This is a genomic window from Nocardia sp. CA-129566, assembly GCF_050956075.1.
In the GTDB taxonomy this organism is placed as follows: domain Bacteria; phylum Actinomycetota; class Actinomycetes; order Mycobacteriales; family Mycobacteriaceae; genus Nocardia.
Window position 1 is genome coordinate 1,573,117 of sequence record NZ_CP192085.1, and the last position, 22,256, is coordinate 1,595,372.

The 22,256-nt window shown below is 66.3% G+C and carries 21 protein-coding genes; 14 read left to right on the forward strand and 7 right to left on the reverse strand.

All coding sequences use genetic code 11. From position 1 onward, the window contains the following. The first annotated feature begins 36 nt into the window (after positions 1 to 36). From mca to ACQP0C_RS07145, 4 genes are all read left to right on the forward strand, one after another. Positions 37 to 921, forward strand: a complete 885-nt coding sequence (gene mca, locus ACQP0C_RS07130) for a mycothiol conjugate amidase Mca (RefSeq protein WP_433731726.1) — start codon at positions 37 to 39, stop codon at positions 919 to 921. Next, positions 921 to 1,190, forward strand: coding sequence for a hypothetical protein (locus tag ACQP0C_RS07135; protein WP_433734463.1), 270 nt, complete (start codon positions 921 to 923; stop codon positions 1,188 to 1,190). Before mca ends, ACQP0C_RS07135 begins: the two co-directional genes overlap by 1 nt. 145 nt (positions 1,191 to 1,335) lie before the next feature. Further along, the gene (locus ACQP0C_RS07140) at positions 1,336 to 2,646 is read left to right on the forward strand and encodes an FAD-binding oxidoreductase (protein WP_433731728.1); all 1,311 of its coding nucleotides are present in this window, start codon (positions 1,336 to 1,338) and stop codon (positions 2,644 to 2,646) included. Positions 2,647 to 2,908: 262 nt separating this feature from the next. Beyond that, the gene (locus tag ACQP0C_RS07145) at positions 2,909 to 3,475 is read left to right on the forward strand and encodes a TIGR03086 family metal-binding protein (RefSeq protein WP_433731730.1); all 567 of its coding nucleotides are present in this window, start codon (positions 2,909 to 2,911) and stop codon (positions 3,473 to 3,475) included. Positions 3,476 to 3,544: 69 nt separating this feature from the next. Here ACQP0C_RS07145 and ACQP0C_RS07150 read toward each other — a convergent pair whose 3' ends face one another. Continuing rightward, positions 3,545 to 4,099: a GyrI-like domain-containing protein gene (locus ACQP0C_RS07150; protein ID WP_433731732.1), complete on the reverse strand. Its 555-nt coding sequence runs from the start codon at positions 4,097 to 4,099 to the stop codon at positions 3,545 to 3,547. Between the two features lie 103 nt (positions 4,100 to 4,202). Between ACQP0C_RS07150 and ACQP0C_RS07155 the strand changes: the two genes are divergently transcribed. After that, entirely contained in the window at positions 4,203 to 5,105 is a 903-nt protein-coding gene (locus ACQP0C_RS07155; RefSeq protein WP_433731734.1) for a serine hydrolase, read from the forward strand. Here the strand turns inward: ACQP0C_RS07155 and ACQP0C_RS07160 are convergent. Further along, positions 5,057 to 6,004 carry a LysR substrate-binding domain-containing protein gene (locus tag ACQP0C_RS07160; RefSeq protein WP_433731736.1) on the reverse strand — a complete coding sequence of 316 codons (948 nt, stop codon included), beginning with the start codon at positions 6,002 to 6,004 and terminating at the stop codon, positions 5,057 to 5,059. The two genes, ACQP0C_RS07155 and ACQP0C_RS07160, sit on opposite strands and share 49 nt — an antisense overlap. Positions 6,005 to 6,045: 41 nt before the next feature. Beyond that, the gene (locus ACQP0C_RS07165; RefSeq protein WP_433731738.1) at positions 6,046 to 7,035 is read right to left on the reverse strand and encodes an AraC family transcriptional regulator; all 990 of its coding nucleotides are present in this window, start codon (positions 7,033 to 7,035) and stop codon (positions 6,046 to 6,048) included. Between the two features lie 263 nt (positions 7,036 to 7,298). Between ACQP0C_RS07165 and ACQP0C_RS07170 the strand changes: the two genes are divergently transcribed. The 5 genes from ACQP0C_RS07170 (at position 7,299) to ACQP0C_RS07190 (ending at position 11,630) form a co-directional block, all read left to right on the forward strand. Further along, entirely contained in the window at positions 7,299 to 7,841 is a 543-nt protein-coding gene (locus tag ACQP0C_RS07170; RefSeq protein WP_433731741.1) for a cupin domain-containing protein, read from the forward strand. Between the two features lie 37 nt (positions 7,842 to 7,878). Next, on the forward strand, positions 7,879 to 8,454 hold the full coding sequence (locus ACQP0C_RS07175; RefSeq protein ID WP_433731743.1) for a hypothetical protein: 576 nt from the start codon (positions 7,879 to 7,881) through the stop codon (positions 8,452 to 8,454). 581 nt (positions 8,455 to 9,035) lie between these two features. Then, positions 9,036 to 9,797, forward strand: coding sequence for an SDR family NAD(P)-dependent oxidoreductase (locus ACQP0C_RS07180; protein WP_433731746.1), 762 nt, complete (start codon positions 9,036 to 9,038; stop codon positions 9,795 to 9,797). A 226-nt stretch (positions 9,798 to 10,023) separates the two neighbouring features. Next, positions 10,024 to 10,437 (forward strand): hypothetical protein, encoded by a 414-nt coding sequence (locus ACQP0C_RS07185; RefSeq protein WP_433731748.1) that lies wholly within the window; start codon positions 10,024 to 10,026, stop codon positions 10,435 to 10,437. 119 nt (positions 10,438 to 10,556) lie between these two features. Then, entirely contained in the window at positions 10,557 to 11,630 is a 1,074-nt protein-coding gene (locus ACQP0C_RS07190; protein ID WP_433731751.1) for a DUF6545 domain-containing protein, read from the forward strand. On the opposite strand, the gene ACQP0C_RS07195 is transcribed toward ACQP0C_RS07190, so the two are convergent. Then, positions 11,619 to 12,191 (reverse strand): hypothetical protein, encoded by a 573-nt coding sequence (locus ACQP0C_RS07195; RefSeq protein WP_433731753.1) that lies wholly within the window; start codon positions 12,189 to 12,191, stop codon positions 11,619 to 11,621. The two genes, ACQP0C_RS07190 and ACQP0C_RS07195, sit on opposite strands and share 12 nt — an antisense overlap. A 593-nt stretch (positions 12,192 to 12,784) precedes the next feature. On the opposite strand from ACQP0C_RS07195, the gene ACQP0C_RS07200 reads away from it, so the two are divergent. The 3 genes from ACQP0C_RS07200 to ACQP0C_RS07210 all read left to right on the forward strand — a co-directional run bounded on the left by ACQP0C_RS07200 (position 12,785) and on the right by ACQP0C_RS07210 (position 17,009). Continuing rightward, positions 12,785 to 14,266, forward strand: a complete 1,482-nt coding sequence (locus ACQP0C_RS07200) for a flavin-containing monooxygenase (RefSeq protein WP_433731755.1) — start codon at positions 12,785 to 12,787, stop codon at positions 14,264 to 14,266. A gap of 250 nt (positions 14,267 to 14,516) precedes the next feature. Beyond that, positions 14,517 to 14,801 (forward strand): hypothetical protein, encoded by a 285-nt coding sequence (locus tag ACQP0C_RS07205; RefSeq protein ID WP_433731757.1) that lies wholly within the window; start codon positions 14,517 to 14,519, stop codon positions 14,799 to 14,801. A gap of 135 nt (positions 14,802 to 14,936) precedes the next feature. Then, positions 14,937 to 17,009 carry a thioredoxin domain-containing protein gene (locus ACQP0C_RS07210; RefSeq protein WP_433731759.1) on the forward strand — a complete coding sequence of 691 codons (2,073 nt, stop codon included), beginning with the start codon at positions 14,937 to 14,939 and terminating at the stop codon, positions 17,007 to 17,009. 245 nt (positions 17,010 to 17,254) lie between these two features. Here the strand turns inward: ACQP0C_RS07210 and ACQP0C_RS07215 are convergent, their stop codons facing one another. Further along, the gene (locus ACQP0C_RS07215; protein WP_433731761.1) at positions 17,255 to 17,599 is read right to left on the reverse strand and encodes a YrdB family protein; all 345 of its coding nucleotides are present in this window, start codon (positions 17,597 to 17,599) and stop codon (positions 17,255 to 17,257) included. 218 nt (positions 17,600 to 17,817) lie between these two features. Here ACQP0C_RS07215 and ACQP0C_RS07220 point away from each other — a divergent pair, with 218 nt between their 5' ends. Then, the gene (locus ACQP0C_RS07220; protein ID WP_433731763.1) at positions 17,818 to 18,342 is read left to right on the forward strand and encodes an ATPase; all 525 of its coding nucleotides are present in this window, start codon (positions 17,818 to 17,820) and stop codon (positions 18,340 to 18,342) included. Positions 18,343 to 18,373: 31 nt separating this feature from the next. On the opposite strand, the gene ACQP0C_RS07225 is transcribed toward ACQP0C_RS07220, so the two are convergent. Together ACQP0C_RS07225 and ACQP0C_RS07230 are read right to left on the reverse strand one after the other, a co-directional pair. Beyond that, positions 18,374 to 19,963 carry an adenylate/guanylate cyclase domain-containing protein gene (locus ACQP0C_RS07225; protein ID WP_433731765.1) on the reverse strand — a complete coding sequence of 530 codons (1,590 nt, stop codon included), beginning with the start codon at positions 19,961 to 19,963 and terminating at the stop codon, positions 18,374 to 18,376. Further along, on the reverse strand, positions 19,960 to 22,218 hold the full coding sequence (locus ACQP0C_RS07230; RefSeq protein WP_433731767.1) for an MMPL family transporter: 2,259 nt from the start codon (positions 22,216 to 22,218) through the stop codon (positions 19,960 to 19,962). The genes ACQP0C_RS07225 and ACQP0C_RS07230 overlap by 4 nt, the downstream gene beginning before the upstream one ends. Positions 22,219 to 22,256: the final 38 nt, after the last annotated feature.

The window sequence follows — 22,256 nt, forward strand, 5'->3', positions numbered from 1 at the left end:
ACGAGGTATGACGGTGAGTTCTGAGGTGAACGAGACGTGAGTGGTTTTCGCCTCATGGCGGTTCACGCCCACCCCGACGACGAATCCAGCAAGGGGGCCGCGACGACCGCACGCTATGCCGACGAGGGCCATGACGTCCTCATCGTGACGCTGACCGGCGGCGAACGCGGCAGCATCCTCAATCCCGCGATGGACACCCCGGGGGTGCTGGAGCGGATCGATGAGATCCGGCGTGAGGAGATGGACGCCGCGGCCGCCGCGCTCGGGGTGCGGCAGACCTGGCTCGGTTTCGTCGACTCCGGACTGCCCGAGGGTGATCCGCCGCCGCCGCTGCCGGAGGGCTGCTTCGCGCTGGTCCCGTTGGACGAGGCCGTCGAAGCGCTGGTCCGGGTGGTGCGCGAGTTCAAACCGCATGTGATGACCACCTATGACGAGAATGGCGGCTACCCGCATCCGGATCACATCCGCTGCCATGAGGTGTCGATGGCCGCATTCGAGGCCGCGGGCGATCCGGAGCGGTTCCCGGACGCGGGCGCGCCGTGGCAGCCGCTGAAGATCTACTACGACCACGGCTTCACCATGGCCCGCCTGGATGTCTTCGCGGCGGAGTACGAGCGGATCGGCGAGCCGTTCCCCTTGCGGGAGTGGCTGGAGCGGATGCGCACCTACCGACAGGGGCGCCCGGACGGAATGACCCGGGTGACCACGCAGATCGAATGCGCCAAGTACTTTCCGCAGCGTGACGACGCCCTGCGCGCCCACGCCACGCAGATCGATCCCAACGGCGCGTTCTTCGCGATTCCGATGGAGATGCAGCAGCGGCTGTGGCCGACCGAGGAGTTCGAACTGGCCAAGTCCCGGGTGTCGAGCTCGCTCCCGGAGACCGACCTGTTCGCCGGTATCGAAGACGAGCACCGGTGATGCTGGCTCTACTCGCCCAAGCGCCGGGCACGCCGACCGGACCGGAGTTCGGCAAGGCGTCGCCGCTGGGTCTGGTGATCATTCTGGTGCTGCTCGCCGGGACCGTGCTGTTGGTGCGGTCGATGAACCGGCATATCAAGGGTCTGCCCGCGACCTTCGAGCCCGACCATCCGGAGCCGGATCAGGAGGCCGACGAGGGCACCGAACCGGGCATCACCCGGCTCGAGAAGGACAATGGCGACTCGGGCGATCGGCCCGATAAGACCTGATAGCGCCCGCTGCGACACCGGCCGCCCGATGGATTCGGGCGGCCGGTGTTACGTTTGCCGGTCGTATTTCGTCAATGGGGTAGTCGCGGCACGGACCACGGGCCGCGGGTGCTTTCGGGCACGGCTGCGAAGTGAGGAAATACCAATGACATTCGAGGATCTGCGCGCTGCCCTGCCCGGCCGGGTGCTGGTGCCGGGTGAGGACGGCTTCGACGTGGCGGCGCGGCCGTGGTCGACCGCGGTCACCCAGCCGGTCGCCGCGGTGGTGCGGGCGGCCGACGCACAGGACGTCGCCGCCGTGGTTGCGCATGCGCGCCGGGCCGGGGTGCCGGTGATCGCGCAGCCCACCGGACACGGGGCCGCGGGTGGTATCGAGGAAGCGATTCTGCTGCGCACCGGGGGACTGGACGGCATCGAGATCGATGCCGATCGGCGGGTTGCGAAGGTCGGTGCCGGTGTGAACTGGGGTGCGGTGCAGGCCGCGGCCGCGGCGCACGGGCTGAGCGGACTGGCGGGCAGCAATCCGGTGGTCGGTGTCACCGGATACACCCTCGGCGGCGGGCTGAGCTGGTTCAGCCGCAAGTACGGCTGGGCCTCGGATGCGGTGCGCGCCTTCGAGATCGTCGATGCCGAGGGCACGCAAACCCGGGTGAGCGCCGCCGAGGATCCGGAGCTGTTCTGGGCATTGCGCGGTGGCGGTGGCGATTTCGCGGTGGTGACCGCACTCGAGTTCGACCTCTTCGCTGCTCCCGCGCTCTATGGCGGACGGGTGATGTGGCACGGTGCGCGCACGGCGGAAGTCTTCGAAGCGTTCCAGGAGATCACCGCGGACGCACCCGACGAACTGTCGGTGTGGTTCCACCGGTTCCAGTTCCCGGATGCGCCGCCGATGGTCGCGCTGGATGTCGCCTACCTGGGCGATGCGGCCGCTGGCCGGTCCCTGCTCGCCCGGTTGGACGCGATCGACGGTCCGATCGCAGACAAGCGTGGTGCGCTATCGGTGGCGAATCTCGGCGATATCACCGCCGAGCCGACCGATCCGAGCCCGTCCCTCTCGCGCGGTGAACTGCTCACCGACCTGGGCGATGCGGTGGTCAAGACCCTGCTCGACGAACCCGTTGCCCCACTGGTGGGTATCCAGATCCGCCATCTCGGCGGCGCGCTGGCCAGGGTGGCCGCCGACGGCGGTGCGTGCGGCCCGGTCGCCGAGCCGTACCTGCTCTACGCACTCGGTCTCGGACTGCCGCAGCTGACGGCCGCGGTCACCGCCCGACGGGCCGAGATCGTCGATGCGATCGGCGCGCACATCAGCGGTCGCAAGCCGTACACGTTCCTCACTCCGGAGGAGACGGCCGCCGCGGCGTTCGACGAGACCACGCTCGCGCGGTTGCGGGAGATCAAGCGTGCGCGCGACCCGCGGTCGGTGATCCGTGCCAACTATCCGGTTCTCGGATAACGCATTTCGGCCGCTGGCGACCGCCGGTTCGCCGACCGCCGGTCGCCAGCAGCTGTCCGAAGTCCTCGTGCGGAAATCGTGGGCTTGCCGAACTCGTTGACATTTCGTTTTCGGAGACCATACGTGTCGCCGGAAGTGCGGCAGCGCAATCCTTTTGGGTCCTTGCCGTGCTGGATTCCGTGATCCGGGCGGCGTTGGATCGAGTTTGGATGTCACCCCGTCGTGCTACCCATTCTGCGAACTCTTCGAGCGAAGGATGCCCATGGACAATGTGATCGGACAGATCGACCGCGCTCTGGATATGACGGGCGCGATCGTGGTCGCCGCCGTCGACAGCGACCGACTCGCGGCGCCGACGCCGTGTCCGGAGTGGGATGTGCACGCCGTGCTCAACCATGCCGTGGGCGGTATGCACCTGTTCGCCGCCGAGCTGAGCGGCACCGACGCCGGCGCCGGACACGATGACGACTGGCTCGGCATCGATCCGCAGGGCGCCTTCGCCGCGGCATCCGAGGTCGATCGCGCGGCCTGGCATCGTCCCGACGCACTGACCGGCACCGTTCACTTCTCGCGCGGCGAGCTGCCCGGCCCGGCCGCCGCCATGATCCATCTCACCGAGGTCGTCGCGCACGGCGTCGATATCGCGGTGGCCATCGACCGCCCCGATCTCGCCGACGATGAGCTGTGCGCCGAACTGCTGACCACCATGCACGCGATGGGCGGCCTCGACGGCTTGCGCACACCGGGCATGTTCGGCGCGGAGGTCGCCGTGCCCGTCGACGCGCCAGCGCACCGCCGGTTGCTCGGCTATCTCGGGCGGGCGTGCTGATCGCATAACCACTGGCCGCGCCGCCGATTTCGCCGCACCGGGTGTTTCGACGAAGCTGGCGTCGCCGGATCAGGCGCGGCGGACGGGATGACGCAGGATGGTCCGGGTCCTCGCGTCGGGGGACTTGCGCGGATCCGAGATGTAGATCTCATGATGGCGGCCGTTCATGACCAGATCCTGCTCGGCCATGAACGCCTCCATCCGAGCCAACGTCTCCGGTTCCGTCGCATACGGTCCGATGTGCATGACCTGGATCGCTTCCCCCTCGGTCAGCCGCTCGAATGTGGCACCGGAGACCATCTCGGCGGTGACGGTATCGGGCATCCGGATCATCAACTTCCACTGCCATTGTTCGCGCGGCACCGACAGCGGCGGCTCATCGGAATTCACCCACCACTGGCCCTCCAGCTTGGGCACCACGAAATCCTGTCCTTCCGCCTTGGCGAGCTTCTTGGCGCCGTAGGCGGTTCGGTACAGCGTCTGCACCGCTTCGTTGTACACCTCGCCGCCGGGTGCGCCGGAGCCGGTGACCGTGAGGTAGCCGTAGGTGTCGAAGGTGCGCAGCTGTGGTTGCGTGGTGGCGTCGTAATAGTGCTTATCGATCTTGGCCAGATCGAGCTTCATCGCGGGTCCTCCCTGTCGAATGTGGACGCTGACGAGCGTGAACCCTCCATCGGGGGGAGAGTCAAGATGACTCGGATCGCTCCCGTATGGAAGCTTGGCGGGCGTGGAGGAAATCTTTCGTAAGGTCGGCGTGCGCGGCTGGGTGCATGCCCGATGTTTCGATTGCGACGGCGTGGCCGGGCTGGGTGCCGACGAACCGGTGGTGCTGGCATCGGTGGTCAAGGTGCCATTGGTGCTGGAGTTCGCGCGTCAGGTCGTGGCCGGTCAGCTCGATCCGACCGACCGGGTGCGGGCGAGCGCGGCGGACCGCCTCGGTGGCGTCGGCACCGCGGGCTGTTTGGACGATGTCGAATTCAGCCTGCGCGATGCCGCGTTCTTCGCGCTGTCGGTGAGCGATAACACCGCCGCCGACCTGCTCTTCGATCGCGTCGGCCTGGACAATGTGCGCTCGCTGGTCCGCGAATTGGGCCTGACCGACACCCGGATCGTCGGCTCGCCCAGGTACGTCGTGCAGACCATGGCCGAGGATATCGGCGCACCCGATACCGCCGCATTCGCGCGCCGCTTCCCGACGCTGAGCGTGTCCGAAGTGCTCGCCACCCGTGCCATGGACCCGCACCGCACCACCGCGAGCACGCCGCGCGATATGACCCGCCTGCTCACCCTGCTCGGCCAGGATCGCGCTGGCGCCGCCGAGGCCTGCCGGTGGGTACGCGGGCTCATGGCGCAGCAGGTCAACTGGCACCGGCTCGCCGCCGCCTTCCCACCCGAGGTGTCGGTGTGGGGCAAGACCGGTTCACTGCCCGCGATTCGCAATGAGATCGGCGTGGTGGAGTACCCCGGCGGAAGTCGCTACGCCGTCGCGGTTTTCACCAGGGCCGATACCCTCGTACAACGCTTGCCCGATGTCGATCACGCGATCGGCGAGGCCGCGCGACTGGCGATCGAGCGCATCCGTCACGATCTGCCGAATACGACATTCCACGGCCGCTGCGCCACCTCCTGAGCGGGTGCGGGCCGCGACGCGCCGTCGCCCTGGATCACTTCGACGATGAGGTCGGCGAGCTCGCGCACCAGGGGATGCGGTGCCGCCGCGGGCCAGGCCAGCGAGAGCCGCCAGCTCAAGTGGTCGGTCAGCGGGCGCCACACCACCCGCGGCTCCTTCTGCGCCACCATGCCCTGGTCGAAGGCGACGCCGCGGCCGGAGAGCACCATGCCCAGCACGAATTCGGGGTTGCGGGCGTGCTGGACTCGGCTGGGGCGGAAGCCGTGCTCCCAGCAGGTGCGCAGGGTGGCGTCGTAGAGTCCGGGCGCGGCGGCCCGCGGAAAGATCACCAGACCGAGGCCGGCCAGCTCGGCCAGGGTGAGCGAGGAGCGAACGGCAAGCGGCGAGTCGCGCGGCAGCACCACGCCGAGCGGTGTCTCGACCTCGGGGCCGAGTTCGAGGCCGACCACATCGACCGGATGCTGTAGCAGCCCGGCATCGAGTTGGCGGTCGGCGAGCAGCCGGATCTGCTCCGCGGTGGTCAGCTCCTGCAGATCGACCCGGACGTCACGACTTTCGAATGCGGTGAGGATCGCCGCAAGCACCCGCCCGGCCAGCTCGGGCGGAACCCCGACCCGCAGCGCATCGATCTCACCCCGATGTGCCTTGCCCACCAGCCGCTGCGCCCGATCCCAGCGGGCCAGCAGATCACGGGATTCGGTGAGCAGAATCTGGCCCGCCTCGGTCAGTTCGACCCGTCGGCTGTCCCGATCGAACAGCCGCGCACCGAGATCCTGCTCGAGTTTGCGGATGCGCTGGCTCAGCGGCGGCTGCGCAATGCCCAGCCGCTCGGCCGCCCGTCCGAAATGCAGTTCTTCGGCAACGGCGACGAAGTACCGCAACTGGCGCAGGGAGTCCACGCTGCGACGATAGCGCGGTCGTGCTTCTCGGCATTCGGTCGTTAGCTGGTTGCCCCTGGCTTGCGGCCGGGCTGAATGCTGCTCGCCAGTCCTTCGCGGAGTTGGCCGGGCGTGGTGTCGAAGCGGCGACGGAAGGCCTTGCTGAAGCTGCTCGTCGAACCGAAGCCCAGCTCCGATGCGATATCGGTGATACTTCGATGCCGGTAGGCGGGGCTGCGCAGGCGATCGCGCGCCAGTTGCAGGCGTTGTTCCCGGATGACTTCGCTGGGCGTGGTGCCGACAGCGCTGAACGCCAGTTGAATTTGACGCAGCGACCAGCCGAGCGCACCGGCGACGGATGTGCCGGTGAGGTCCGGCTCTGCGGCATGGCTGTGGATATACCGACGGGCAGTCGCTTCCACATGGGCGAGTTGGGTGGGTGAGCTCCCCGGGTCGCCGAGGATCTGCATGCAGATCAGATCCACCAGCCGTTCGGCGACGGCGTCGAATTGGAGGTCGGTCAGTGCGGCGCATTCGGTGGACAGGGCGCTGACGATCCCGTCGGTCACCCGCCCGAGCCCGCTCGTAAGGTCCAGCGGGTGGGTGGGCGGCGTGACGCGGTTGAGGCGATGCTGTATCTCCCTGCGCGCAATGGTGATGATCAGCCCGCGGGTGCCGTCGGACATGGACATCGCGTAGGGCCGGTCGACGGCCACCAGGCCCATCGTTCCCGGGGTGAGGATCCCGTTCCCGTCATCGGTGCGGAAGGACAGGTGCCCGACGAGAGGAACGATCAGCCGGTAATCGTCATCGGGGTCGGCACGGATGTGCGCTGGGGTGCGCAGGTAGGTGACAGCATCCGATTTCCACCCGACGAGTTGGTAGGCGTCGGTGCGGCGCAGTTGCGTGTGCCCCTGGAAGTCGGTGTGGCTCGGGAATCGGTAGCCCAGCCGACAGTGGTATGTGCTGATCAGATGGGCCCAGTAGTCGGCTCGCTCATGGGGATCCACCACACTCGTCGTGGCGGAGTCGGCGATGGCCGCTCGATCCATGAATACCGCCTTCCGATCGACGATCATCGGTGGCCCAGGCGTCGACCCCAATTCTGGAAGAAGCCTACGGCAGAACCGCGCGGCTCACCGCCGCAGCGGCATCGGCGGCTTTCGAGTTCTGCGCATTCGGACAGTGCTCGTGCGTACTGGGACAAGTGGGGATGCGTGGGCCGCGGCTACGGTCCGAATAGCTCGGATCGGCCCGGTGCGGCTATCGGTGCCGACCCGATTCAGCTGGTCGCGGAAGACAATCGGGAGTTCACATGCGCAGAATCGTGGTCGGCGACGACGGAACCGGACAGGGACGGGTACTGGCAGACGACAGTATCGACCCGCTGACATTGGCGCTGCTGCCCGGCGCCGAGATCTATCGGATGTGGGAGCTCGACGAACTACCCGATCTGCCGGTCGACCGGATGCCTTCCCAGACCGATACGCGCTATTTCCCAGGCCCGGACGGGCTGCGTTTCGGATACATCTCCGTACCTCCGGGGCTGACCTATGAACCCGACCCCAACCTGTCCGAGGACGTAATGGCGGCCGTCACCGCGGAAGCGGAGGCGAAACTGCCAGGGATGATGGCGGCATTCGACCCCGCCGCGCCCGGCATGCACAGCACTGCGAGCATCGATTTCGTCGTCGTGCTCAGCGGCCAGGGCCGCATGCGCCTCGGCGACGGTGTCGATGTGACGCTGCGGTCGGGTGATTGCGTGATCCAGAACGGCGCACCGCACGCATGGTTCAACGACGGTGCGGTGCCGTTCGTCTTCTGTTACGCCCTCTGCGGTGTCGGCGACCGGCCATGACGCACCCGCAGCAGCGCTCGTGGCGGAGGTCCACTGCATGAGGGGCGTCGGAAGTCGTTGGCGCAGTGTCGAATACACCCTGGTGTCGGCAGGTCCGTGCGCCGTGGCCGTCGACCTGTCGACGGTGGGCGTCGCGCAGATGTTCTTCGATTGCCTGGTAGTGCGAGTCGATGTCGAACCGGGCGATTGCCCCTTGACCGCCGAGGCCGTGCGCGCGATCCGGTACCTGTGCCTCGTCAGCGAGGCCGCCCACATCGTTATCGCCGGAGCTCCGCACTGCGCGACTGCGGGTGGTCGATCGACGCCAGCCGCCGATCCACTGGATGTCCTCACCCAGGTCGCCGACACTCTCGACGTGCTTTCGGATCTCGCCGAACGACTGGGGAGATACGGGGAACGCGTCCATCTGCTGCCATTCGGATGGAATATCGCCTGGCGCGCCGAACAATCGAAACGACAATGGGATTTGCCGTCCATCACCGTATCCGCCTCCGGGGACGTCGACGTGGTACCGGATTTCATCCGCCGGTCGTCGTGCTCGAGCGTGTCCTATTCGTCGACGGCGAGGGTTTCCGGTCCGGCCCGCTCGGTCTGTCAGCTAGGTCAGTGGTAGTTGGGGCACACCTACATGCAGGACTCCTGCACGGCAGCGGCCATCGGTCGTGATGGCGAGATCGAGACGCTTGTCGCACCGGACACTTATCCAATAGCCACTGACGCCCGGGGGAATATCCGAAACCGCGCATTAGTCGTCATGTGATGGCGCACGAATTGACACTGGCGTCGGCGGGTGCGACGTGTAGGTTCGTGCGCTCATGCGGATTCGGCTGCGCGGATGGTGTGTGGATCGTTTTGGTGCGTCCGGCCGGTAGGGCGGAGTTGTGAACCTGCTGGGCGGCGCGACCTCACCGCATTTGCCGGACAGACTGTGATGCTCGACGAGTTTGTGATCGGTTCAGTGCTCCAGCCAATGAAATCGATAGTTTTGCAGTAACTTTCGTTGTTCAGTGCTCGACCGGGTGAGCCCGTCGCGCACACGATCGATCTGCGCTAGCCTGGTCGGGCAACGGACCGCGATCATGTCCGCGGTGATCGGGGTGATGATCTGCCGGATGTCGGCTGTGCGCGTGTGCGACGTCGGTTTCGTTCGGCTTCGAGCTCTGGGGGTATGTCTGTATGAGTCGGAACTCGCGGTTGTCGGGGGCGAAGGTTCTTCTGACCGGTGCCACGGGCGGCCTCGGCCATGCGATCGCTAGATCACTGAAAACATATGGGGCCGAGCTGACTCTGACGGGTCGTCGCCTCGATGTGCTGGATCGTTTGGCGTCCGAACTCGGCGCTCGACCAGTCGCCGCTGATCTCAGTTGCCCCGACGATGTGACGAAGCTGTTGAAGGCGGTCGACCCGGTCGATGTGTTCATTGCAGGTGCTGGTCTGCCGGCAAGCGGGCCGGTGCTGGACTTCAGTGTCGCCGATCTGGACGACGCTATCTCTGTAAACCTGCGTGCACCGATGGTGATGGCTCGGGAAGTGGCCGGATCGATGCGGGCGAGGGGACAGGGCCACATCGTTTTCATCGGATCCATCGGTGGTCGAGTCGCGTCCGGCGACACAGCCGTCTACAACGCGACGAAGTTCGGTCTGCGTGGGTTGGCCCTGGGTATGCGTGAAGACTTGCGCGGCAGTGGAGTCGGTGTGTCTGTGGTCGAGCCGGGATTCGTGCGCGCGGCTGGGATGTTCGCCGACAGTGGAGTGCGTTTGCCTCCGGGGTTGCGCACATCGTCCCCGCAGCAGGTCGCTGACGCGGTGATCCGTGCAATCGAGAACAATATCGGCGAAACCGTGGTCGCGCCGTTCGAGATGCGAATGGGTGTCGTCCTCGGAGGCCTTGCGCCGATGCTGAATTCCCGCGTTCAACGCATGCTCGGCGTCAGGCTCGACCGAACACAAGCATGATGACAGCGGGCACCGAAAGGAGGCCGTGAGGTGTCACCACACACGGCGCCGCGCTTTCCGCTGGCTCCCAATATCTTTCGCTGTCCAGCGATGCTCCCCGGCTCCGATTCCCGCGAACTCTCGTCCTTGCTCGAACGAGGTGTCCGGTAGCATGCGAAAATCCTTGTGGCGAAGGGGATCTACGCGCGCTCGATTGCAAACCCTTGTCGACCGCCTCGACGAGGCATTGCCCGAAGACTGGACGGCCGAGGAGCTGTTCGCATCGGTCGAGCGCATCCGAGGCCGCCACATTGTGCGTTTGCCGCTGCCGTCGGAGGCGCCGGTGGGGTTGTGCGGGATGTGGCTGTCGTGCAGTGGTTATGACGTGTTCTTTCTGAGGAGTTCCGCTGACCCGCACGACATCTTCCATGAACTCGGCCATATGTTGCTCGATCATGGTCAGGATTCGCCGACAGAGGAGCTGGCGACGCTGCTGCCTGGTGTCGAGTTGGACCACAACGTCGCTGCGGTCCGGGCCTTCCGCGGAGCATCCAGCTACGACCCGCCGGAAGAGTACGAGGCCGAGCTCTTCGCGACGATGGTCAGGACTCGGGTCCGCGCAGGCGGACCGCGCCGTGACAGATTCCTGAAAGTGTTCTGATGTGGCCGCAAACTTTGCCGACCCCTGTCGCGGTCGCGGCGATGGTGTTCATCATTGCTCTGACGATTATTCGAATAGTATTGGTACGTCGTGCGACCGAGGCCGACCACCTGATTAACATGATCGCGGGAATCACCGCGATCGGTGTGCTCTTACGTGACCCTGCCATTGCCCGCCAGGTAGCGAGATTCATTCCCGGTGGACTGCCGACCCTGTTCGACGTGTGGCACTGGACGACTGTGCTGACGTGGACGTGGGGGTTGGGACTGTGGCTGCTGCGTGAGTACGGGCCGGTCCGATACAAGACCCGATTCCAGGGTGCGATAGGGGTGGCGGCAGTCCTCGGTGTGGCATTGCTGTTGCTGAGCAGTCCAGCACGGGCACAGGGGGTTTCGATCGCGGAGTACGGGGGCTGGCGGTACGGCATCTACATCGGACTACTTTCGACACCGCCGGTATTCGTATCCAGCTATATGCTCCGAACCCTGCCCGTGCTGCGACAACGCGCGACATCACGGCGGGAAAGGAATATAGTGCGCATCCTGCTCGTCGTCGCTGTTCTCAGCGTGGCGCCAGTGAGCTCGCTGGTATTCTTCGCGGCGCTCGGCGCGTTGGGAGTCGGCACCGACTTCGCCCGTCAGACGTACAACTTCACGTCCGACGGGCTCGCCTCGGGTGAACCGCAGTTGCTGTTCGGGGCGGTTCTGGCCCTGGTGGTAATGCCATCCTGTGCCCGCGCAGTGGCGCGACTGAGGCAGTTGGGTCGGCTGTATCCGCTGTGGCGAGGGCTGACCGCTGCCGCACCGGCGGTCGTGTTGTCGCTGCGGTGGGCCGACCGGTGGGGTGCTTCTCCGGCGGAACGTGTGGAGCGTCTACATATCGAGATACGTGATGCTGCCGAGATCGTTGCCAGATACGTGCGGCCGCTGCCGGTGGCCGTCGACGAATTGATCGAGAGCACCGTGGCCGAGGACGATCAGGAGCACGCGCGGCTCGTCACAGAACTGGTTATGGCGGCTCAGCGACTGGCCGACGGCCGCAAGGGCGAGTCAGCCGGTGAACCGTCCGCCCGAACGGCCGATGTCCCCGACGAGGACACATTGCTTCGGTTGTGGGCGCCCGCGAAATCGCTTCTGAGTGAAGCCGAACGCGCGCCTCGGCCAGCTATCTCCTCGGCTTTCTCAGAGCTGTGAATTGTCGTCTCGAACGGATTTGCGCGCAGGCTCGGTCGCATTCTGCAACGTCTGGAGCAGTTGGTCGATCGCTGATTTGGCGAACGTCAGTTGGTAGCCCTCTGCGTGACTTCGGGCGTGCCTCAACTCGATACCGAGCCGATCGAGCTCGGTGACGAGATCCGCCACAGACTTGTGCTCACGGTTGAGCTTCCTCAGGGCCCGGACTCCGCTCTCGACATCGTCCGGTCCTGCCGATGTGGAGTCATCGTCGGGGAGAAGACCGTGCGTGCTGGTGTGGTTCAGGGCCGCGGTCGCACTGCCCGGCGGTAGTCCCAAAGCCTCGAGCGCCCGGTTGTACTTCGCCTCGGTGGTAGCGCTGATCGTGTGAACCTGTCCGGCCTCGATGCGGGACTGGACATTCCGAGTCGGACCTCCGAGGTCATGGATGCGCTGGTGCGTTATCAACTCATCGGGGAGGTTCCGCTGGCGGAACGCTTTCATCAGCCGTCCGAATCGCTGCCCAGCCGACTCGGATCGACCGAGGTCCTCGGTACGTCCCGGACTGAACGGTCCATCCATAGCTTGCATCGTAACGCCTGAGTGAGCAGGCATGGTCGCCATGCACATATCCGAGCTGCACTGATCGTTGCTGGACAAGAACGGAAGCAGATCCTCCCTAACTACAGGCCATATCGCGACTGATGATCACGCTGGTGGCTGTCGATGGGGCAAGCGGGCATTGATGCACATGAATGCACATCAATGCGTTGACATGCTCATCAGCGCGCCTTAGATTTGGTGCATGAGCGCAAGGCCGTATTCCGCCGCGAGATGGACGTCGACAAGGGGCGGGCTGATCGTTCGTCGCCAAGCGCAGTCAATGAGCGTCCTTACCTGTAGAGGGCTCGTCTGAGCGGTGCACCGATCTGAAATGTATAGAGGGGGAAGATCGGTGCACCGCTTAGAAGAGCCGTCAAAGGCGAACGGAGCAGGCTCAGCTACCGGACGTGGACCGCTCGACCACCGGATCAGTCTTCTGGATGTCGTTGCTGCTTATGGACTTGATGCCGTGGTCTCGAGGATCGCTTGGCTTCATGCGATTGGGTGTCATCACGCCGCTCGGGCGATCGAGGCCGAATTGAACCAACTCACTCTCTGCTGTCGGAGTCGAAGTGGCGGTTGAGGTGACCGGCGCACGTGTGGCCGTGATCGGGGCGGGCCTGGCCGGCCTGGTGACGGCAAAAGTCTTGCGGGACGACGGGTTCGACGTCGTCGTGTTCGAAAAGGAATCCGCAGTCGGCGGCGTGTGGATCGAATCACGCACGTATCCAGGTCTGCGCACCAACAACTCCCGCGACACGTACGCCTTCTCCGATCATCCCTACAGCCGTTCGGCGGACATGTTCCCGACCGCAGCGCAGGTACGCGAATATCTGGCCTCCTACGTGCGTCGCTTCCACCTGGAACCCCACTTGAGGTTGGCGGCCGAGGTTGTCGAATTGTCCCGGCAGGGGCCGGTATTCGAGGTCGAGGTCCGCCGCGGAAGCGATGTCACCACGTGGCTTTTCGACTTCGTAGTCGTGTGCACTGGTGTCTTCTCGGAGCCGCACGTACCCGAGATCGAGGGCATGCGATGGTTTGTTGGCAGGCTGCTCCACTCCAGCCAGGCGACCGATCCAGCGCTGTTCGCAGGGCAGCGGGTCGTTGTCGTGGGTGCGGGTAAATCGGCGCTGGACCTGGCGGCTTGGGCCGCCACGCACGCGAGCACCTGCACACTCGTCTTCCGCGAGCCGCACTGGATGATTCCGCGCTACCTGCTCGGTCGGATTCCGTCCGACCGCTTGCTGACAACCCGTGCGAACGAGGCGATATTTCGCTACCACCGTCTCAACCGAACCGAGCAGTTCCTACATGGGCCGGGCAGGGGGTTGACGCAACTGATCTTGCGGGTGGTGTCGCGGCTGATTCGCCTGCACTTGGGGATGCCGGCCGCGATGGTGCCCGACAAACCGTTGCCCGGGGGAATCGAGAACATCGGCGTTGCGCCCGAGTTCTATCGGCTGGCCCGCGGCGGCCGTGTGCTCATGCGACGAAACAACATCGCTGCCTTCCAGGAAAGTAACGCACTGCTGCTGGCCGACGGCGATCGGATCCACGCCGATGTGGTGATTTTCGCGACCGGGTGGCGGCAATCCCTTCCATTTCTGGCCCCCGAGCTGGAAGGGGCCGTTCTACGCGACGGCCACTTCCAGCTCTACCGTCGCATCCTCCCGCCGACGGAGCATCGTCTCGGCTTCGTCGGCTACGCATCATCACCCGCCTGCCAGCTCACCGCCGAAATTTCCGCCCACTGGCTGTCTCAGAGCTTTCGCGGCGAACTCGCGCTCCCGAACGTCGACCAGATGCAAGCCGAAATTCTCCGTGTCCGAGCCTGGTTGACCGATGTCCTGCCCGCGAGCCCGCAGGGATATCTGCTGGGCCCATTCCTCGCACACCACATCGATGAGCTCGTTGCCGATATGGGCTTGCGCGTTCGGCGCACGCGCAACCTCATGACCGAGTATCTTGCTCCGATGCTCCCGGCCCGATACTCCGGCGTCGCCGAGGAACGCCGTCGGCGACGAAGCGCAACCTCCTGGGTTCCCCCGCAGTAACGACGTGTTGCTCATGGACGCCCAGCACATGGGTGTGCCGGACGGTACGCACAGGACTCCCGGAAGACGCCGTAGCAGCGATCGAGGACCGCTACGATAACCGACACGCTGTGCTGCAACGACGAGTTGTGGAGCTGAACGGCGGCGGGTCGGCGGTCAATGCGGACCTGGCGACGATGCGCGCGGCTGGATTTCCGTTGCGACCCTCGGACTATGTCCGCCGGGGGAAGAGGTCCGGGCCGAGGCTTTCTTGGACGACATCGAGCAGGCGTTGGGCGACTATGGGCGGTCGCGGGAGCGGACCGCGCAGCAGGCGATGCTCGATCTGATGGCCTTGGGCTGCCAAACGATCGCCCTGCCGCCCATCGACGAGCAGCGCCGAATCGGCGCGACCATGAACGCCATCGGCGATCAGGTCGCCGCGTTCACAGCGCTCGCCGAGGCGTCTGGTCGAGTCCACGCGGCGTTGTCGAACGCTCTTGTCGCGGGAGTCGTGGGACTGAACGATCCATTCACTCCCGGCTCGCCGACATGATCGCCCGAGGTGTCGCTGTGCCCCCAATGGGGACGCCGCCGACCGACACTGCATGCGTGCGCGACGCCTGAGCCGTCTGTGCTGAATAGCGGATCAATCAATCGGTGTGATCGGCACATATGGAAGGCTGGGGGCATGAATCAACTCGGCAGCGCGACATCGCCATATCTGCGCCAGCATGCCGACAACCCGGTCGACTGGCGCGAATGGGATGCCGACGCCTTGGCGGTGGCGGCGGCCAGGGATGTGCCGATTCTGCTGTCGATCGGATACGCGAGTTGCCACTGGTGTCATGTGATGGCGCACGAATCGTTCGAGGATGCGCGGACGGCCGCGTTGATGAACGACAACTTCGTGTGCGTCAAGGTGGATCGCGAGGAACGGCCGGATCTGGATGCGGTCTATATGAATGCCACGGTGGCCATGACCGGTCAGGGGGGCTGGCCGATGACGTGCTTCCTCACCCCGGACGGCGAACCGTTCTATTGCGGCACCTACTACCCGAAGCTGCCGCGCGGCGGGATGCCGTCGTTCACCCAGTTGCTCGCCGCCATTACCGATACCTGGAAGACCCGGCGCGACGAAGTGGACCAGGCGTCCGCCCAGGTGACCGAGGCGTTGCGCGCGCAAACCGCCGGGCTGCCCGATGCCGGGGTGGAGATCTCGGCAGACCTGCTCGCGCACGCCGTCGCCGCGGTCATTCGCGATGAGGACACCGAACACTGCGGATTCGGGGGCGCACCGAAGTTTCCGCCATCGGCGCTGCTGGAGGGGCTGCTGCGCAGTTGGGAACGCACCGGCGACGCGGCCGTCTTCGATGTGGTGAACCGCTCCGCCGAAGCCATGGCGCGCGGTGGCATCTACGACCAGTTGCGCGGCGGTTTCGCGCGCTACTCCGTCGATGCCGCCTGGGTGGTACCGCATTTCGAGAAGATGCTCTACGACAATGCGCAATTGCTGCGCGCCTATGCGCATCTGGCTCGGCGTATTCCTGGGCAGGAACGGGAGTCTTTGGCGCACCGGGTTACTCGCGAGACCGTGCAGTTCATCATCGATGATCTCGGTACCGACAGTGGTGGGTTCGCCTCCGCGCTCGACGCCGATACGCATCTGGAGTCGGGCGGTCCCGGCGTCGAGGGCGCGACGTATGTATGGACTCCCGCCGACTTGATCGGCGAACTCGGTTCCATCGACGGCGCATGGGCCGCCGAGGTTTTCGGGGTCACCACCGCCGGTAACTTCGAGCAGGGCACCTCGGTCCTCACCCGCTACTCCGACCCCGACGCCCTATCCGACTCGGCCACCGCGGCCGCCGCCCGCGAGCGCTTCGAGCGGATTCGTGCGACGCTGCGTGCGGCCCGTGGCCGCCGCCCACAGCCGGACCGCGACGACAAGGTCGTGACCGCATGGAACGGTATGGCCATTACCGCCCTTGCCGAAGCGGGTTCCGCACTGCGGCAAGATGATTGGGTCGACGCGGCGGTCCGCTGCGCCCGCTTCCTGCTGGCCGAGCATGTGGTCGACGGCCGGGTGCGCCGCGCCTCCCTCGGCGGTGCCGTCGGTGCGTCCCCCGGTGTGCTGGAGGACTATGCCTGGCTGGTCACCGGTCTGCTCGCCCTACATCAGGCCACCGGCCGACTGGACTGGCTCGAACACGCACAACGCCTGCTCGACCAGGCGATCGAGCACTTCGCCGATCCCACCGCCCCCGGCAGCTGGTTCGACACCGCCGACGATGCCGAAACCCTCGTCACCCGTCCGCGCGACCCCATCGACGGCGCCACCCCCGCGGGCGCCTCCGCACTGGCCGAAGCCCTCCTCACCGCCGCTGCCGCCAGCGCACCGGAACCCGCCCTGCGCTACCGCGAACTAGCCGATCGGACGCTCGCGCGCGGCGCTGTCGTCCTCGCCCGCGCCCCCCGCTCCGCGGGCCAATGGCTGACCGTCGCCGAAGCCGCCCTCCGCGGCCCGCTGCAGGTCGCGATCGCGGCCGACAGCTCCACCGCGGCAATGGAATTGATCGGCACCGCCCGCGCCGAGGCCCCCGGCGGCACGGTCATCGTCGCCGCGCCCACCGACTCGGTTCCCCTCCTGGCCGACCGACCCCAGAAGAACGGCGAACCGGCCGCCTACGTCTGCCGCGGCTCGGTCTGCGACCTCCCGGTGACGACTCCCGCCGATCTGAGCGCTGCCCTGAAACGCCCGTAGCCTCGCCTGGGGCTGTTCCCGGTCGGGTCCTCGCTCGAGCTCGATATCCTCGGCTCGTATCTGCGGCAGGCCGATGCCACCTCGGCGGTCGGTGTCGCGGTCCCGATGGTGCTCGGTGTGGTTGCCGATTGTCGGCTCTGCATGGACTTGTGGACCACTGGCCGTGCCGCCCCCAAGGTTGGCCGAACAGTTCTACGGCATGGATGTTCGGATCTGCCTTGCGGATTCGGGCGTCGTCGACCTGCTCACACAGTGAGGTGTCCGAGCCTGATCGCCAGCAGGTTCGCGACCAGGACGATGACGAAGACGACCGCGATCGGTCGGTAGCCGACGGCCCACAGTCCGACCGCGGCACCGCCGAAAACCACGACTTTGGTCACGATCGCGAGCAGTGGGTGGTCGAATGTCGCATTCGGCGCCGCGAACAGGCCCCAGGCCAGCGCCGCGAGGAGGGGTACGCCCACGGCCGACACGACCTTGACCGGAGTCGTATCGGCGGTCTTCCACCCCCACAGCCCCAGCGCCGCGAACGCAACCAACTCCATCACGAAGGCCAGCGTGAGGTTGGCCCATTTCCAGACTTCCAGCATGTCCGTGCTCCCTCTAGATCTCAGAGAGCATTGCTCTCTATTGAGAGCAGTGTGCACGGCTGATTCGTTCTCGTCAAGTTGTTGCCCGGCACTCGCTGTCGGCGTCGAGCGGAAGAAGGTGCCGTGATGCGAGCGCCGTAATCCTGCGGACGGTTCCCGGCGGGTCGCGCTCGGCACGGTCGGGCCCGGCACCGTGGCCGATGCGGCACAGTGGTTGGGTGAGCGTGCGCAGCCAGGCGCTTTTCATCGGCGGTAGGGCCGGGGTCGGTAAGACGACCGTGGCTTTCGAGGTGCACGCGCGGCTTTCGGCGGCGCGGGTGCGGCACTGTCTGATCGAGGGCGACAATCTGGATCAGGCCTATCCGGCGCCGTGGGAGCACGGACTCGCGGAGCGGAATCTCGCTGCGATGTGGGCGAATTACCGTGCGCTCGGGTATCGGCGGATCGTGCATACGAACACCGCCAGTGTCTTCGAGAATGTGCTCGACGAGCTCGTCGCGGCATTGGGGGAACAGCCCGAGATCACCGCGGTCCTATTGACCTGTGCGGATGCGGCGGCGGCCGAGCGGCTCGCGGGTCGGGAGATCGGCACCGCACTGGACGAGCACATCGAGCGCGGCAAGGTGATGGCAGCGAAGCTGGATGCCGAGGCCCCGGACTGGGTGCATCGGGTCGGTACCGATGGCCGTCGAGTGTCGGATATCGCGGCACAGGTCGTCGGCCTGACCCGCTGGTTGCCCTGATCTCAGCGGTAGCGATGACTCGTCGAAAGTCTCAATTCTGGGACGGAGATTCGGTCGCCGCGGTGCGCACTTCGGTGATCGCGCTGACGGCGGTCCGGTCCTCGGCTGGGGCAGTGTCGGGCGCCGTGCCACCGGATGTCTCGGCGGTCTCGACATCGGTCCAGCAGGCGGTGGGCTCGGGCCTGCCGCGCAGCGGAATATTGTCGTAGAGCGTCCATTTGGCGCGCTCGTGCGCGGCCGCGGCCTCGGTGACCGCGCCGCTCACCAGAATTCGGCGCGGCACCTGTTTCGCCTCGGTGGTCAACCGGGCCGCCTCATTGACCGCATCGCCGATCACCGTGTATTCCAAGCGGGTATCGGAGCCGACATCACCGGCGAACACCGGCCCGCGCGCCACACCGATGCCGATATCGAGTTCGCCGGTGGCGATGACCTCGTCCCGGATGCGCCTGGCCGCCCGCAGCGCCGGTGTCGCATTGTCCGGCAGGGCAATCGGTGCGCCGAAGATGCACAGCGCCGCATCACCCTCGAACTTGTTGACCAGACCGTTGTTCTCCTCGGTCGCCGCGACGACGATCGCGAGCAGTCGATTGAGTTTGGCGACGAACTCCTGCGGACGCAGACCGCTGGACAGTTCGACGGATCCGGTGACGTCGACGAACAGCGCCGATACCTCGCGCACATCGCCGGTCAGATCGAATCCGCCGGCCAGCGCCCGCTCGGCGACTTCGGCGCCGACATGGCGGCCGAATACGTCCCGCATCCGCTCACGTTCGCGCAGGTTGGCGGCGAGTTCGTTGACCGAATGCTCCAGCCGACCGATCTCGCTGGTACTGCCGACCGGTACCCGGACATCCAACTCGCCCTTGGTGATCAGGTCCAGCGCCCGGCGCAGTGTGCGCATCGGCGTGGCCACCGAACGGGCCAGGAAGGCGGTGGCCAGTGCGCCGACACCGAATCCGACGCCGGAGAGGTAGATGGCGGTGCGGATGCGGTTCGGCGCACCGGAGGCCGGATCGGCGAGCACCACGATCAGCATGAGCAGCGGCATGGCCCCCGCCACCGCCCAGGTCATGACGACCCGGACGAGCACCGAGGAACTCCAGTGCATGGTGCCGCCGAGCACCCCCGCCACCATCGGGATGGTCGGACGGATCAGCCGGTCGACGATCAGGAAGGTGAATCCGGCGGATTCGAGGGCGCCGAGGGTGAACAGCGCCGCCGTCACCGCCGCGCTGTTGTGCGCGGTGAGATGGGAGAACACCGAGGCCGCCACGATCACACCGGGCAGCCAGATGGCCAGCGCTCGGATGGTGATGGCGATCGGCAGTCGCAGCAGTCGCTGTGCCTCTTCGACCGTTGGCTTGCGGCCGTCATCGAGCCAGGCGAAGTAGACGATGCGATCGCGCACCGCGAGCCCGACCCCGGCCAGAAAACCCACCACCGGATAGATCGACACCAGTCCGATGATGCGGTGCCAGTCGTCGCCGATCCGGCCGAGAAATCCACTGAGCCACAGCTCGGTGACGATCACCGCGAGCCCGCTGAGATTCGCGGTGATCACCACCGCAGCCAAACCCCACCGCGCCTTCAGCGCCCAGATGACGAGCTTGGTGATCACGGTGCCTCAGCGTCCGCCCGCACCGTAACCCGCACGGGCACGCCCGCTCGCGTCGAACCCGGCAGCCACCAATTCCAGGTCCCGAACATTTTCATCAGCGCGGGCACCAGCACCAACCGCACCAGCGCCGCATCGATCGCGACGGCCACCGCCAGCGCGAGCCCGATCTGTTTCAGCTCGAGCACGCTCGCGGTGAGGAAGCTGCCGAAGATCGCCACCATGATGGCCGCCGCCGCACTGATCGGGCGGGCGGTGTGCTGCAGTCCCGCCGCCACCGCGTACTCGTTATCGGCCGCGGTGCGCGCGGAACCCTCCCAGAACTCCTTGACCCGCCGGATCAGGAACACCTCATAGTCCATCGACAACCCGAACAGGATGGCGAACACCATGGTCGGCAGGAATACCTGGATGAATCCGGTGCTGTGGAAGTCGAGCAGCGACTCGCCGATGCCCCACTGGAACACCGCGACGGTGCTGCCCAGGGCCGCGCCGGTGGCCAGCAGATTCATCACGATTGCCTTGATCGGCAGCGCGATGCTGCGGAAGGCGGCGACGAGGAACACGAACGAGCAGCATAGAACCAGTGCGATCACCAGTGGCAGTTTCCCGGTGATCTCATCGGACATATCGGCGAACTCGGCCGTCACGCCGCCGACCAGCACCTGCGCTGCGGGCAATACGGCGGCCCGGTCGCGGATCTCCCGGACGAGTCGATCGGCGTCGGTGGAATCGAATGAGGTCTTGGCCACCACCATCGCGAAGATCCGTCCTTCGCGTTGGATCGGCAGCACCTGTTCGATGCGCGGGTCCGACCGGAGCGCCGACAGCCAGTCCTGTACCGCGGCGGCCGAGGTGGAACTCAGTGGGGAATCGCCGGGACCGGTCGCGACCAGCGTGATCGGTGCGAGCAGTCCGGGCGCGAAATTCTCCGAGGCGACCTTGCTCGCCTTGCCGGAGGCGGTCTCGGTCATCGCCGCGGTGCCCATGTCCATCCCGTAGCGCACGCCGGCCAGCGGTGCGGCCGCCAGGAGCAGCACCGCGGTGGCCGCGATACCGAACACCGCGGGCCGAGCCATGACGATCCGGCTCCACCGTGCCCACCGTCCGCTCGTCGGATCGGTGGCCTCGGCGCCCGGTCGGGTCTCCAGCGGCTGCCACCGCGCGGGCAGCGCACCGCGATTGACCCGCGGCCCGAGCATTGCCAGCACCGCCGGCAGCAGTGTCAATGCCACCGCCAGCGTGGCGACCACCGCGATCGCGACGCCGATCGCAATACCCCGGAACACCGGGGCCCGCACCACGACCAGCGAGCACAGCGAGATCATCACGATGAAGCCCGAGGCGACGATGGTCTTGCCGGCCGTGGCGATGGCGATCCCGCAGGCATGGGCGACACCGGCCGGGGAACTGCCGCCCGGCTTCGCCAGCTCCTCCCGAAAGCGACTGACCACGAACATCGCATAGTCCAGTCCGATCCCGGTGCCGATCATGGTCGCGACGGCAAGCAATAGCGAACTCGTGCCCATCACATGCGACAGCAGAAACAGTCCACCGAATGCGAGCAGTAGCCCGCTCAACGCGACCATCACCGGCACCAGCGCGGCGACCACCGTGCCGAGCGCGAGGATGAGCAGCACGAATGCCACCGGCAGGCCGAGCGCCTCGGCTTGGCCGGAATCGGCCACCTCGATCTGCATCAGATCGTGCAATACCGGCGAGAATCCGGTGATGCCGACGCTGACCCCGGCACCGGAATAGTGGCCCGCGCGTTCCTGCAGTTCACCGGCCAACTGCGCGCGCGCCGGAATCGCGCCATCGATCCCGATGACCGCCATCGCCGCATGTCTGCTCGCCGAGATCTGCGACTTCTGATCACCCTGGAACGGCCCGACCGCGATCCGCACCCCCGCCACACCGCGCAGTTCCGCGACCGCTCGATCCACGATGGCCCGGTAGGCCGGATCGTCGACGGTCCGCTCGCGCGAATCGAAGACCAGCGCCAGCTGTTCGGCGCCCAGATCGGGATAGTGCGCGGCGAGCAGTTCGGTGATCCGTGTCGAATCGGCCCGGTCGGCGTGGAATTCCATGGCCTCGAGGCGGCCGTTGAGCTGGGGGTAGGCGACCGCGCACGCGGCGATGAGTATCAGCCAGAGCGCGACGACGATGCGCCGGTGCTGTGCCATCGCGACGCCCCAGCGGTAGCCGATCCCCCGATCGGTGTGCCGTCTGCCGGTCTCGATCGTCCGCTGTGCCATATCGCCCCGCCGTCTATCCGTCCCTCGTCCCCAACTCT